General features: G+C 74.2%; 13 protein-coding genes and 1 pseudogene. 12 read left to right on the forward strand and 2 right to left on the reverse strand.

Annotation, left to right across the window (positions count from 1 at the left end; translation table 11 throughout):
• Nucleotides 1–100 precede the first annotated feature (100 nt).
• The 4 genes from AB8Z75_RS23205 to glmM all read left to right on the forward strand — a co-directional run bounded on the left by AB8Z75_RS23205 (nucleotide 101) and on the right by glmM (nucleotide 3,560).
• Entirely contained in the window at nucleotides 101–646 is a 546-nt protein-coding gene (locus AB8Z75_RS23205) for a Uma2 family endonuclease (protein ID WP_369205021.1), read from the forward strand.
• 238 nt (nucleotides 647–884) lie between these two features.
• Complete coding sequence (gene rplM, locus AB8Z75_RS23210) at nucleotides 885–1,328, forward strand: 50S ribosomal protein L13 (protein WP_114015388.1); 444 nt, start codon at nucleotides 885–887, stop codon at nucleotides 1,326–1,328.
• Between the two features lie 42 nt (nucleotides 1,329–1,370).
• Nucleotides 1,371–1,874, forward strand: coding sequence for a 30S ribosomal protein S9 (rpsI, locus tag AB8Z75_RS23215; RefSeq protein WP_114015389.1), 504 nt, complete (start codon nucleotides 1,371–1,373; stop codon nucleotides 1,872–1,874).
• Nucleotides 1,875–2,180: 306 nt separating this feature from the next.
• Complete coding sequence (gene glmM, locus AB8Z75_RS23220) at nucleotides 2,181–3,560, forward strand: phosphoglucosamine mutase (protein WP_369205023.1); 1,380 nt, start codon at nucleotides 2,181–2,183, stop codon at nucleotides 3,558–3,560.
• 49 nt (nucleotides 3,561–3,609) lie between these two features.
• Here glmM and coaA read toward each other — a convergent pair whose 3' ends face one another.
• Complete coding sequence (coaA, locus tag AB8Z75_RS23225) at nucleotides 3,610–4,605, reverse strand: type I pantothenate kinase (RefSeq protein WP_369205025.1); 996 nt, start codon at nucleotides 4,603–4,605, stop codon at nucleotides 3,610–3,612.
• A gap of 221 nt (nucleotides 4,606–4,826) precedes the next feature.
• Here coaA and AB8Z75_RS23230 point away from each other — a divergent pair, with 221 nt between their 5' ends.
• The 7 genes from AB8Z75_RS23230 (at nucleotide 4,827) to AB8Z75_RS23260 (ending at nucleotide 11,397) form a co-directional block, all read left to right on the forward strand.
• Nucleotides 4,827–5,081: a hypothetical protein gene (locus AB8Z75_RS23230; RefSeq protein ID WP_369205027.1), complete on the forward strand. Its 255-nt coding sequence runs from the start codon at nucleotides 4,827–4,829 to the stop codon at nucleotides 5,079–5,081.
• Nucleotides 5,082–5,260: 179 nt separating this feature from the next.
• Entirely contained in the window at nucleotides 5,261–5,683 is a 423-nt protein-coding gene (locus AB8Z75_RS23235; protein WP_369205029.1) for a holo-ACP synthase, read from the forward strand.
• Nucleotides 5,684–5,704: 21 nt separating this feature from the next.
• Entirely contained in the window at nucleotides 5,705–7,195 is a 1,491-nt protein-coding gene (locus AB8Z75_RS23240) for an NAD(P)H-hydrate dehydratase (RefSeq protein ID WP_369205031.1), read from the forward strand.
• A gap of 522 nt (nucleotides 7,196–7,717) precedes the next feature.
• Complete coding sequence (gene alr / locus AB8Z75_RS23245; protein WP_369205041.1) at nucleotides 7,718–8,845, forward strand: alanine racemase; 1,128 nt, start codon at nucleotides 7,718–7,720, stop codon at nucleotides 8,843–8,845.
• Nucleotides 8,846–8,960: 115 nt separating this feature from the next.
• Entirely contained in the window at nucleotides 8,961–10,451 is a 1,491-nt protein-coding gene (locus AB8Z75_RS23250; RefSeq protein ID WP_369205033.1) for an alpha/beta fold hydrolase, read from the forward strand.
• On the forward strand, nucleotides 10,381–10,980 hold the full coding sequence (gene tsaE / locus AB8Z75_RS23255) for a tRNA (adenosine(37)-N6)-threonylcarbamoyltransferase complex ATPase subunit type 1 TsaE (RefSeq protein ID WP_369205035.1): 600 nt from the start codon (nucleotides 10,381–10,383) through the stop codon (nucleotides 10,978–10,980). The genes AB8Z75_RS23250 and tsaE overlap by 71 nt, the downstream gene beginning before the upstream one ends.
• Nucleotides 10,981–11,202: 222 nt before the next feature.
• Nucleotides 11,203–11,397 (forward strand): hypothetical protein, encoded by a 195-nt coding sequence (locus AB8Z75_RS23260; protein ID WP_369205037.1) that lies wholly within the window; start codon nucleotides 11,203–11,205, stop codon nucleotides 11,395–11,397.
• A gap of 110 nt (nucleotides 11,398–11,507) precedes the next feature.
• On the opposite strand, the gene AB8Z75_RS23265 is transcribed toward AB8Z75_RS23260, so the two are convergent.
• On the reverse strand, nucleotides 11,508–12,092 hold the full coding sequence (locus tag AB8Z75_RS23265; protein ID WP_369205039.1) for a L,D-transpeptidase: 585 nt from the start codon (nucleotides 12,090–12,092) through the stop codon (nucleotides 11,508–11,510).
• A gap of 165 nt (nucleotides 12,093–12,257) precedes the next feature.
• Between AB8Z75_RS23265 and AB8Z75_RS23270 the strand changes: the two are divergent.
• A pseudogene (locus AB8Z75_RS23270) lies at nucleotides 12,258–12,590 on the forward strand (DUF2993 domain-containing protein); the annotation flags it as partial.

Genomic DNA, 12,590 nt, shown 5'->3' on the forward strand with positions numbered 1-12,590 from the left:
GTGGGGGCGGGTGCGGTGGGGAAGGCCGACGACGCTGGCCCGCACCGGGCTCCGCGTGGGATCATTAGGTGCCACGGTCCAGCAGAGAGAGGAGCGGCGGATGTCTGTGCTCGAAGACCTCCGGCGGAATCCCGCTGCCGACATCAAGACCGAGGGCTACGTGGTTGAGGTCATCGACGGGAGGGTGGTCATGACCCCCCAGGGGCCGGACCAGGACGACACCGTGTTCGAGATCCGCAGCCAGGTGCGTGAGCGCTTCGGCAAGAACCTCAAGACGGCGTCGGACGTGTTCGTGGACTTTCCCGGTGAGACCTCACTCGCCCCCGACGTGGCGCTGCTGACGCCCGACGCCGTGCCGCACGGCAACCGCTACGTGTGTACCGACGTGCTGGCCGCCGTCGAGTTCGTCTCGATCAAGGGCGACGCCAACGACTACGTCACCAAGGTGGCGAAGTACGCGCGCTTCGGTATCGCGGCCTACCTGATCGTCGACCCGTTCACGGCCGTCTGCACGCTGCTGGAGGACCCGCAGCCCACCGGCTACGCGGAACGGACGGAGATCCCCTTCGGTGAGCCGGTCGCACTGCGGCTGGCGGACGGCCGGAGCGTCGGGATCGATACCGAGCCGTTTCCGGTGCGGCGGTAGCCGGACCGGGCGGCGGCCGGGGTGGTTTTGACCCGTACAGGGGAGGGCCGGTATTCTGCTGGATCGTTGTGTGTATTGGCTTGCCTGTTCTCACGTGGGGGGTCTTTACACCCGGCCTACCGGTCGATGACCAGCGATCACCTGCGGATGCGTCACCGTGCGTGGTCTCGCCTGTCGTGATCTGCCTGGTTGGCCCGCTGTCAGGACCCCATCATTGAGAGAAGCGAAGGCTACGACCGTGCGTACGTACAGCCCCAAGCCCGGCGACATCCAGCGCCAGTGGCACGTGATCGACGCCCAGGACGTCGTCCTCGGCCGTCTGGCCTCTCAGGCCGCCACTCTCCTGCGCGGTAAGCACAAGCCCACCTACGCGCCCCACGTCGACACCGGTGACTTCGTCATCATCGTCAACGCCGACAAGGTGCACCTGTCGGGCAACAAGCGGACCCAGAAGATGGCCTACCGGCACTCCGGTTACCCGGGTGGTCTGCGCTCCGTCCGCTACGACGAGCTGCTGGACAAGAACCCGGAGAAGGCGGTGGAGAAGGCCGTCAAGGGCATGCTCCCCAAGAACGCTCTGGGCCGTCAGATGCTCTCGAAGCTGAAGGTCTACGCGGGCGAGCAGCACCCCCACGGTGCGCAGCAGCCCGTGCCGTTCGAGATCAGCCAGGTCGCGCAGTAAGTCCGGCCACCCCCTAAGACTGAAGAAAAGCTGAGGAGAATCGTGGCCGAGACCACCGCCGAGACCCCCGTCGAGGGCGTCGAGGAGTACACGACCGAGACCCCCGAGGCCCCGCAGGAGTACACCTCCGAGTCCATGGCCTCCCGGTTCGGCGACCCGCAGCCGGCCGCCGGCACCGGTCGCCGGAAGAACGCCATCGCCCGTGTCCGCATCATCCCGGGCTCGGGCCAGTGGAAGATCAACGGGCGCACCCTGGAGGGGTACTTCCCCAACAAGGTGCACCAGCAGGAAGTCAACGAGCCCTTCAAGGTTCTGGAGCTCGACGACCGCTACGACGTCGTCGCCCGCATCTCCGGCGGCGGCATCTCGGGCCAGGCCGGCGCCCTGCGCCTGGGCGTGGCCCGCGCGCTGAACGAGGCGGACGCGGACAACAACCGCGGCCCGCTGAAGAAGGCCGGGTTCCTCACGCGTGACGCCCGTGCGGTCGAGCGCAAGAAGGCCGGTCTCAAGAAGGCCCGTAAGGGCACGCAGTACAGCAAGCGCTGAGGCGGCGCTCGCTGGAGCTGGATCCTTCCCGGATGCCCCGTCGGCACCACACACCGGTGCCGACGGGGCATCCGTCGTATCGGGTGCCGTCGGGGCATCCGTTCCCCTCGCCGGGGTCAGGACCGGCATCCCCTCGCCGGGGCGTGCGGGCGCACGGACGGGCGGGTGCGCGTTCGGGCATCCGGGCCGCTCTGCGGGCTTGAGTGGCGGTGCCCGCGCCGCCACGCTGACAACGGGGCGTATATCTGGTGTGCCGGGCTTCCCACGCCCGCCCGGTGAACGCCCGGAGAACTCGGAGGAACGACAGTGGCACGACTCTTCGGAACCGACGGTGTACGCGGTGTCGCGAACGCGGGGCTGACGGCCGAGCTGGCGCTCGGGCTGTCCGTCGCGGCGGCCCACGTGCTGACCGAGGCGAAGGCGGGGGCGAGCGCGGAGGCGGCGCAGGACGGCGCCCGTCCGGTGGCCGTCGTCGGACGGGATCCGCGTGCCTCCGGCGAGTTCCTGGAGGCCGCCGTCGTGGCCGGCCTGGCCAGCGCGGGGGTGGACGTGCTGCGCGTCGGCGTGCTGCCCACCCCGGCCGTCGCCTACCTGACCGGCTCCCTCGGCGCGGACCTGGGCGTGATGCTGTCGGCCAGCCACAACCCGATGCCCGACAACGGCATCAAGTTCTTCGCCCGCGGCGGCCACAAGCTGGCCGACGAGCTGGAGGACCGGATCGAGGCCCTCTACCGCGAGCACGCGGGCGGCCAGGCGTGGGAGCGTCCGATCGGCGCGGGTGTCGGCCGGGTCAAGGACTACGACGAGGGCTTCGACAACTACGTCGCCCACCTCGTCGGCGTGCTGCCCAACCGGCTGGACGGGCTGAAGGTCGTCATCGACGGGGCGCACGGCGCCGCGGCGCGGGTCTCTCCCGAGGCCTTCGCGCGGGCCGGCGCGGATGTGGTGACCATCGGCACCGACCCCGACGGGCTCAACATCAACGACGACTGCGGCTCCACCCACCTCGACGGGCTGCGCGACGCGGTCGTGCGGCACGGCGCCGACCTCGGCGTCGCGCACGACGGCGACGCGGACCGCTGCCTGGCCGTCGACGCCGACGGGCACGAGGTGGACGGGGACCAGATCCTCGCGGTGCTGGCCCTGGCCATGAAGGAGGCCGGGCAGCTGCGCAAGGACACCGTCGTCGCCACGGTGATGTCCAACCTCGGCTTCAAGCTGGCCATGGAGCGCGAGGGGATCGAGCTGGCCCGCACGGCGGTCGGCGACCGCTACGTGCTGGAGGAGATGAAGCACGGCGGGTTCTCGCTGGGCGGTGAGCAGTCCGGGCACGTGATCGTCCTCGATCACGCCACCACGGGCGACGGCACCCTCACCGGGCTCATGCTGGCCGCCCGCGTCGCGGCTTCGGGACGCGGTCTGGCCGAGCTGGCCGGGGTCATGGAGCGGCTGCCGCAGGTACTGGTGAACGTGTCCGACGTGGACAAGTCGCGGGTCGAGTCCGCCTCCGAGCTGCTGTCCGCCGTCGCCGACGCGGAGCGGGAGCTGGGGGAGACCGGGCGGGTGCTGCTGCGGCCCTCGGGGACCGAACCGCTGGTGCGGGTGATGGTGGAGGCCGCCGACATCGAGCACGCGCGGGCGGTGGCCGGACGGCTCGCGGACGTGGTCAAGCGCGCGCTGGGCTGAGGCCGGGCGCCGGAGGGGCTGCGTGCGCGGAGGCTGCGTGCGGGGCCCCTCACAGCTTCCGCAGCGACAGCCGCTCCACCTTGTGGTCGGGGCCCTTGTGGAGCTGGAGTGTCGCACGGCCGCGGGTGGGGGCTATGTTCTCGCGGAGGTTGGGTTCGTTGATCGTGCGCCAGGTGGCGCGGGCGTAGTCGAGGGCCTCTTCCTCGCTGACGCCGGTGTAGGGGTGGAAGTACGAGCGCGGGTTCTGGAAGGCCGTCCGGCGCAGCTCGCGGAAGCGGTGCAGGTACCACCGCTCGATGTCCGCGGTGCGCGCGTCCACGTACACGGAGAAGTCGAAGTAGTCGGCGACGGCCACCCGGGTGCGGTTGTCCTTGCCCGGCAGCGCGGGCTGGAGGACGTTGAGGCCCTCGATGATCAGGATGTCGGGGCGGCGCACGGTCAGGTGTTCGCCGGGGACGATGTCGTAGACCAGGTGTGAGTAGACGGGGGCCGTCACCTCGGGCTTGCCGGCCTTGACGTCGGCCACGAAGCGGGTGAGGGCGCGGCGGTCGTAGGACTCGGGGAAGCCTTTGCGGGACATCAGTCCGCGCCGCTCCAGTTCGGCCTTGGGCAGCAGGAAGCCGTCGGTGGTCACGCGTTCGACGCGCGGCGCTTCCGGCTGCGGGTGCCCCTCGGCCGGGGGCTGGGGGCGGGCGAGCAGCGCCTGCAGGAGCCGGGAGACCGTGGACTTGCCGACGGCGACACTGCCGGCGACCCCGATGACGAAGGGGGTGCCGCGCTGCGGCGCTGACCTGCCGGGGGAGCGGGGGTCGGTGAGGAAGGTGTTGAGCGCTCTGCGCAGCCCGTGTGTGGCCTCGACGTACAGGTGTAGCAGCCGGGCCAGCGGCAGGTAGATGTCCCGCACCTCGTCGAGGTCGATGACGTCACCGAGTCCGCGCAGGGCCTCGACCTCGGCGGCGGTCAGCGGGAGGGGCGTGCGCTCGCGCAGGGCGCTCCAGTCCGCGCGGCTGAGGTCGACGTACGGCTTCGTGGACACGTCCGCCATTCTGCGGGGTCGCCACAGAGCGCTCACCTCCGGGGCGGTCACCTCCGGGGCGCTCACCTTCCGGGCGGTCACCGCCGTGGCGGTCGGGGCGGTCGGGGCGGTCGGGGCGGCCAGGGTAGAGACGGCCGCCGCGCGTGCCTGACCTGCCCGGATGGCAGCGCGATCGGATGAGAGGCCCGCAGAAGGTGTACGTGGGGTGGAATTGCCGCTATGTTCCGCTCATGTCACGCCCCTTGAGTCGCATACGCCGCCCCCGTATCCGGCGCGCCGCCCGCGCCGCCCGCGCCGACCAGCTGTCCGGTTCCGCCGGGCACGTCTACAGCGACCTCGCCGACGGCCTCCCCGACGAGGACCTGACAGAGGACCTGACCGACTCGCTGGAGCTGTACGTGATGGGCAGCAAACCGCGCTGCGAGGAGTCGGAGTACCTGGAGCTGATGGAGGACGCCATAGAGCGCATGGCCCGCGCGCAGTGACCGCGACGACCGCGCGGACCTGAACCGCGGGAGCGTGCCGTGGCGCCCGGTCGCGCTGCGCGTACCCTCGCCCCGACGGCGGTGTGCGGTGGCACGGAGCCCTGAACGAGGCGACCCAGGCCACACGAGGCCATGAGGCGACGAGGCGCGAGGCGACGAGGTGCGGGAGTGAGACAGCGGTGATCATCGGGGTGGGAATCGACGTCGCGGAGATCGACCGCTTCGCCGCCTCACTGGAGCGCACCCCCACCATGGCGGACCGGCTCTTCGTCGAGCGCGAGCTGTGGCTGCCCAGCGGTCAGCGGCGCGGCACGGCCTCGCTGGCCGCACGGTTCGCCGCGAAGGAGGCGCTGGCCAAGGCGCTGGGGGCGCCCGGCGGGTTGCGGTGGACGGACGCCGAGGTGTGTGCCGCCGAGACGGGGCAGCCGTATCTGCGGGTGCGCGGCACGGTCGCCGAGCGCGCCGCCGCACTGGGCGTCACCGGCTGGCACGTCTCCCTCTCGCACGATGCGGGGGTGGCCTCGGCCGTCGTCGTCGCGGAGAGCGACCCGGGCGCGGCCGGCCCCCGCCCGTACCCGGGCCCTGGGAACGCGGCCGGTTGAGGCAGAGGCCACACTGAAGGCATGAGGACTGGTTACGGCGTGGAGACCGTGCGCGCCGCCGAGCGGAAGCTGATGGCGGGGCTGCCCGAGGGCGCGCTGATGCGGCGGGCCGCGGCCGGGCTGGCCGCGGCGTGCGCGGGGCTGCTGAGGCGGGTCTACGGCGCGCGCGTGGTGCTCCTGGTGGGCAGCGGCGACAACGGCGGTGACGCCCTGTACGCGGGCGCCAGGCTGGCTCGGCGGGGTGCCGGAGTGACCGCCGTGCTGCTGGCGCCCGAACGCGCGCACGAGGGCGGGCTGGCGGCGCTGCGGGCCGCTTCGGGGCGCACGGTGGTGGCACCCGGAGCGGTCGTCGAGGGCACCGCCGAACCGCTCGGCGACCTCTTCGCGCGGGCCGACCTGGTGGTCGACGGCATCGTCGGCATCGGCGGCAGGGGAGGACTGCGGCCCGCCGCCGTGGAGTTGGCCGACGCGGTACGCGAGGCCGGGGTGCCCCTCGTCGCGGTCGACCTGCCCAGCGGGGTGGACGCCGACACCGGCGAGGTGGCCGGCGCGGCCGTGAACGCCGCCGCCACGGTCACCTTCGGCGCGTACAAGACCGGTCTGCTGATCGATCCGGCGCGCGAGCACGCCGGCGCCGTACGGCTGATCGACATCGGCCTCGGCCCCCACCTGCCCGCCACGCCCGACGTCGAGGCGCTCCAGCACGCGGACGTGGCCGCGCTGCTGCCGCACCCCACGGCGGAGAGCGACAAGTACCGGCGCGGCGTCGTCGGCGTCGTCGCCGGCTCGGCGCGCTATCCGGGCGCCGCCGTGCTGGCCGTCGCGGGCGCCCTGCGCAGCGGCGCCGGAGCCGTGCGCTACGTCGGGCCCGGCCAGGACGCGGTCATCGCGCGCTTCCCCGAGACCCTGGTCTCCGAGGGGCCGCCGCAGCACGCGGGCCGCGTCCAGGCGTGGGCGATCGGCCCGGGCCTCGGCGACGAACCGGCCTCGCGGCGCGCCGTCGAAGAGGTACTCGCCTCCGACGTCCCCGTCCTCGTGGACGCGGACGGGCTGCGGCTGATGGAGGTCGAGACCGTCCGCGCCCGCACAGCACCCACCCTGCTGACCCCGCATGCGGGCGAGGCCTCCGCGCTGCTGGGCGTCGCACGCGAGAAGGTCGAGGCGGGACGGCTGGCCGCCGCGCGGGACCTCGCGGCGCACACCGGCGCGACCGTGCTGCTCAAGGGCTCCACGACGCTGATCGCCGCGCCCCCCGCGGGGCCCGCGGCCCAGGCGCCCCCCGTACGGGTGAACGCCACCGGGACGGGGTGGCTGGCCACCGCCGGCAGCGGCGACGTGCTGACCGGCCTCGCGGGGGGCCTGCTGGCCACCGGCCTGCCCGCCCGCGACGCGGCGTCCGCCGCCGCGTACGTGCACGGTCTCGCGGGACGTCTCGCCCCGGACCCGCCCGCCGCCACGGACGTCGCCGACGCCCTGTCGCCCGCGTGGCAGGACATCCTGCGGGCGGGATAGCGCCGCTGCCGCACACCTGCGGCCTGCCGCGCGGGCCACTCCCGCAGGCCGCCTGTCCGGGGTACGCGGCCGAGCCAGGGCCGCAGCGGCGTGCCGGGCCGGTGGCGGGTGTACGGAGAGCCGCCGAACGGCCGGTACGCAGCGGCGTGCCGGGCCGGTGGCCGGCGTACCAAGAGCCGCCGGACGGCCCGGTCTCCTCATGGCCCGGCCGCGCATCCCGGGCGCGCATCCCGGGCGCGCCTCCCGGCCGCGCGTCCGGCCGCCCGTCCAGCCGTTCGGCCGCCACCAGGTCGCGCCCGGCGGGGGAGCCGGCGGGCCGAGGACAGCGGGGAGACCTGCCACACTGAAGCGGTGAACGATGCGCCACAGGTCCACGACCCCGTCCGCGCGCCCGCCCCCTCGGGCGCGGCAACCGCGCTCGACACGGGAGCACCGCACGCCGCCCCCGTACGGGGGRCGGCCGGGCAGGGGGCCCGGGGGGACGAGGCCCCTGGGGATGAGGCCCCGGCGGACGAGGCCTCCGTGCGGGCGCGGGCCGAGATCGACCTGGCGGCCGTGCGGCACAACGTGCGCACGCTGCGCGGGTACGCGCCGGGCGCCGAGCTGATGGCGGTCGTCAAAGCGGACGGCTACGGGCACGGCGCCGCGGCCTGCGCACGGGCCGCCCGCCAGGCGGGGGCCACCTGGATCGGCACCGCCACCCCGCAGGAGGCCTTCGCGCTGCGGGACTCCGGGGACCAGGGCCGCCTCATGTGCTGGCTGTGGACGCCTGGCGGCCCCTGGCAGGAGGCCCTCAGGCGGGACATCGACGTCTCCGCGAGCAGCACCTGGGCGCTCGCCGAGATCGTCGCCGCCGCCCGCGTGACCGGGCGGACGGCCCGCGTGCACCTGAAGGCCGACACCGGGCTCGGACGCAGCGGCTGCCAGCCCGCCGACTGGCCCCAGCTGGTGGCCGCGGCCCGCGCGGCCGAGGCGGAGGGCGCCGTGCGGGTGACCGGCGTCTGGTCGCACTTCGCCTGTGCCGACGAACCGGGCCACCCGGCCAACGCCGCGCAGCTCGCCGCCTTCCACACGGCCCTGGCCGTCGCGGAGCGGGCCGGGCTCGACCCGGAGGTGCGCCACCACGCGAACTCGCCCGCGACGCTCACGCTCCCCGCGTCCCACTTCGACCTGGTGCGCCCCGGCGTCTCCGTCTACGGCCTCTCGCCGTCCCCCGAGGTCGGCACCGCCGAGGATCTCGGTCTGCGTCCGGCCATGACGCTCAGCGCCTCGCTCGCCCTCGTCAAGCGGGTGCCGGGCGGGCACGGCGTCAGTTACGGGCACACCTACACCACACCGGGCGAGACGACCTTGGGGCTCGTCCCGCTCGGTTACGGCGACGGCCTGCCGCGGCACGCCTCCGGCGGCGGCCCCGTGCTAGTGGCGGACAAGTGGCGCACGGTGGCCGGGCGCCTCGCCATGGACCAGTTCGTCGTCGATCTGGGCGGTGACACCGCCTCCGCCGGCGACCGCGCCGTCCTCTTCGGCCCCGGCGACCAGGGCGAGCCGACGGCGGAGGACTGGGCACGCGCGGCGGGCACCATCTCCTACGAGATCGTCACCCGGATCAGCCCCCGTGTGCCGCGGGTATACGCGAACCAGGACGTGTGACCAGAACCTGTGAGCAGGACCTGCGAGCGGGACGTGTGAGCAGAACCTGTGAGCAGGCGGGTCACCAGCGCGGGTGACCAGGACGTACGCGCACGGACGAGGGACGAGGGCGGCCATGGACGAGGACGGCAGGGCGTGGACTGCGGTGCACGCGGCCGATGCGGCGGGGGCCGTGGCCGCGGCCCGGCAGGCGTGGCGCACGGCGGAAGCCGCCGCCTCGGGGGCCCGCACGCCCTCCGGCGCGCCGCCCGCGCCGCCGGCAGCCGGTGGCGGGGGCTGGCCGCGCAGGGCGGGTCTGGCCGGCGCCGCCCTGGGGATCGTGGCCGCCGGTGTCGCCCTCGAACGCCTCACCGTCCACCGCGCCGTCCGCCGCAGAGCACGGCTCACGCTCGACGCCACCGCCCCCTACGGCTCGCTGCGCGGCACCCCCGGCAGTGTCGGGGCTGAAGACGGCACGGAGCTGTACTACGAGACGGACGAGCCGCGGGACTTCCCGCAGGACGCCTCCCAGAACCCGGCCGACGCGGTCGTCGGCGGCGGCAGCGACGAACGTGGCGGCAGCGACGCGAGTGTCCACAGCGACGAGAGCGGCCACAGCGACGAGCGTGGCGGCAGCGACGAAGGCGGGGCCGGGCCAAGGGCCGGTTCAGGAGCCGGTTCAGGAGCCGGGTATGGGGCCGGTACCGGGGGTGACGGGCCGCCGCCCACCGTGGTCTTCTCGCACGGCTACTGCCTCGGCCAGGACGTGTGGCACTTCCAGCGGGCCGCGCTGCGCGGGAAGGTGCGCTGCGTCTACTGGGACCAGCGCAGTCACGGGCGCTCGGCGCGTGCACCGGTGGGGGAGCCGGTCTCCATCGATCTGCTGGGGCGCGACCTGAAGGCCGTCCTCGACGCCGCCGCACCGGAAGGCCCCCTGGTGCTGGTCGGGCACTCGATGGGCGGGATGACGCTGATGGCGCTCGCCGCGCAGTACCCGGAGTACGTCGCCGAGCGCGTCGCGGGCGTCGCGCTCCTGGGCACCAGCGCGGGCGGCCTCGCGGAGGTGACCTACGGCCTCCCGGCGGCCGGGGCGCGCGCGGTGCGGCGGGTGGTGCCCGGGGTGCTGCGCGCGCTGGCCGCCCGTTCCGAGCTGGTGGAGCGGGGGCGCCGGGCGAGCGCGGACGTGTTCGCCGGGCTGGTGAAGCGGTACTCGTTCGGCAGCCCCCGGGAGGTCGACCCGGGTGTGGCCCGGTTCGCCGAGCGGCTGATCGAGTCGGTTCCGGTGGACGTGGTCGCGGACTTCTACCCCGCGTTCGCCGAGCACGAGAAGACGGCGGCGCTGGCGGCCTTCGGCGGAGCCTGCGGACCGCGGGCGCTGGTGCTGGCCGGGGACCGCGACCTGATGACCCCGAGTGAGCACAGCGAACGCATCGCGGCGGCGCTGCCGCGCGCCGCTTTCGTGCTCCTGGAGGCGACGGGCCACCTGCTCATGCTGGAGCGCCCCGAGGAGGTCAACGGCCACCTGGCCCGGTTGCTGGCGCGTACCATCCGGACGCATGGAAGCACCGCACCACCAGCATCCCGCCCCGCCCCCGCAGACCCCGCACGCAGGCCACCCCGCCCCTGAGGGCCCCGCGCACGGCGGTACGCGGCAGGAGGTCACCGTCACCGTGCCGACCGCGGAGGGCATGCGCGCCCTCGGCGTACGTCTCGCGGGGCTGCTGCGCGCCGGTGACCTCGTCATGCTCACGGGTGAACTCGGCGCGGGTAAGACGACGTTGACCCGGGGGCTGGGCGAGGGCATGGGGGTGCGCGGCGCCGTGACGTCGCCCACGTTCGTCATCGCCCGCGTCCACCCGTCGCTGACGGACGGGCCGCCCCTCGTCCACGTCGACGCCTACCGGCTCGGCGGCGGCCTGGAGGAGATGGAGGACCTGGACCTCGACGTGTCGCTGCCCGAGTCGGTGGTCGTCGTGGAGTGGGGCGAGGGCAAGGTCGAGGAGCTGACCGAGGACCGGCTGCAGGTCGTCATCTCCCGCGCGATGGGGGCGGAGGCCGCCGGTGCCGACGACGACGCCGCCGGGGATGTGCGGACCGTCACCCTCGTCGGAGTGGGTCGGCGCTGGGCGGGGGAGGACCTGGCGCCCCTGGTCTGAGTGGTCCGCTCCCGGCCTGCCCGCCACATCCGTCACATCCGTCACCGTCACATCCGCCGCAGACGTCACGGCCCCCGCGAGGACGCCGGAGGCCACCGCAGTCTCGTTCCGACAGGGTGTCGGCAAGATGTTGCGCGGTCGGTGCGGTGCATGGTCCCATGGGAGGTGAGAGCACGGTTAGGTATACCTAAGTGCCGCCGTGCTGATGCCCCTGGAGGAGCCATGACCGCACAGAATCCCGGGCACCAGCCGGAGCGGGACGACGCGGCGCCCGCCGAAGGAACGGCGCCGGTGCCCGGCACTCCGCCCATGAGCGAGCTGCTCGCCTCCTGCGCTGCCGCGGCTGCGGTCTCCAGCCCCCCGTCGGAGACCGCGCCCGGCGGCGAAGCCGGCGCGGGGGCCCCGCCCCGGCGCTGACGTCGCCACCGAGGCCGGTGGCCGTGCGTGCCGGTCGACGCGTCAGCTCACCACCACGACCGCGTCAGCTCACCACGACGACGCGCGTCAGTTCACCACGACGACACGCGTCAGTTCACCACGACGACGCGGGTCCCGATGGGCGCGTGCAGCCACAGCGCCTCGCCGTCCTTGCGCTTCTCGCGGATGCCGCCCGTCTTGCGCGAGGTGTCCGGGTCGGGGGTGGAGCCGTCGAGCGCGGCGCTGAAGCCGATGGTGACGCCGTCGACGCTGGCGAACCGGACGACGTTCTCCACGGGCACCCCGTCGGAGCCCTTCACGTGCGAGGAGCGCGACGTGACCTCGTAGGTGCCCGGCTGCGGGCTGACGGAGCTGGGCGCGACCTCGAACGTGCGGGTGGCCTTGCCGTCCTTGCCGACCAGCCACACCCGCTGCCGTTCCAGCGCGTAGACGACGCGCAGACCCTCACCGGAGCGGGCCGGCAGCGCCGTCTCCTTCTTGGAGGGGGCGTGGCCCTTCGCGTCGTCGCCGCCGTCGTCACCGGGGGACGGCTTGGCCGTCTTCGCGGCGGACGGCCGCTCGGCGCGGTCCTGGGCGGCCGAGGCCTGGTAGGCGAAGAACCCGATCACGGCCAGTGCCGCTGCGGTCAGCCCGGCCACGACCACTCCCGCGCTGCCGCCGCTGCTGCGTGCCACCGTGCGCCGCCACCTCTCCTGTCAGCTCCCCGCGGAAGCTGTCCGCCGTCCCCGGTCGACGGTAGCAGCAGGGGCGGCACGCCCCGCTGGTCGCGCGGCTGGTGGCCACGAGGTGGCCCGGGTGGGAACTTTGAGTAACGGCCGTGCTTGTGTTCGCATGTGGCGATGACCCCCCACGGTTCATCGACAAACTCCACAACCCCCATACCGAAAATCCCCGACCCCCTCGGGGACCCCGCGGTCGCCGCGCGCCCGGCCAACCCCCACGACGGCGCGCACGGCCGCCCCCACGACSSSKCGCACGGCCGCCCCCACGACCCGTCGCACGGCCGCCCCCACGACCCGTCGCACGGCCGCCCCCACGACCCGTCGTACGGCCGCGCGGACGACGGGGGGCTGCGCGGACTCGGCTTCGGTGTGCGCTCGGACTACGACGAGCCCGCCTACGAGGACCGCATGCCGCACCTGCGCGCGGTGCGGCATGCGGTCCTCGTAGGC

It is taken from the genome of Streptomyces sp. PU-14G (genome assembly GCF_041028275.1).
Classification (GTDB): domain Bacteria; phylum Actinomycetota; class Actinomycetes; order Streptomycetales; family Streptomycetaceae; genus Streptomyces.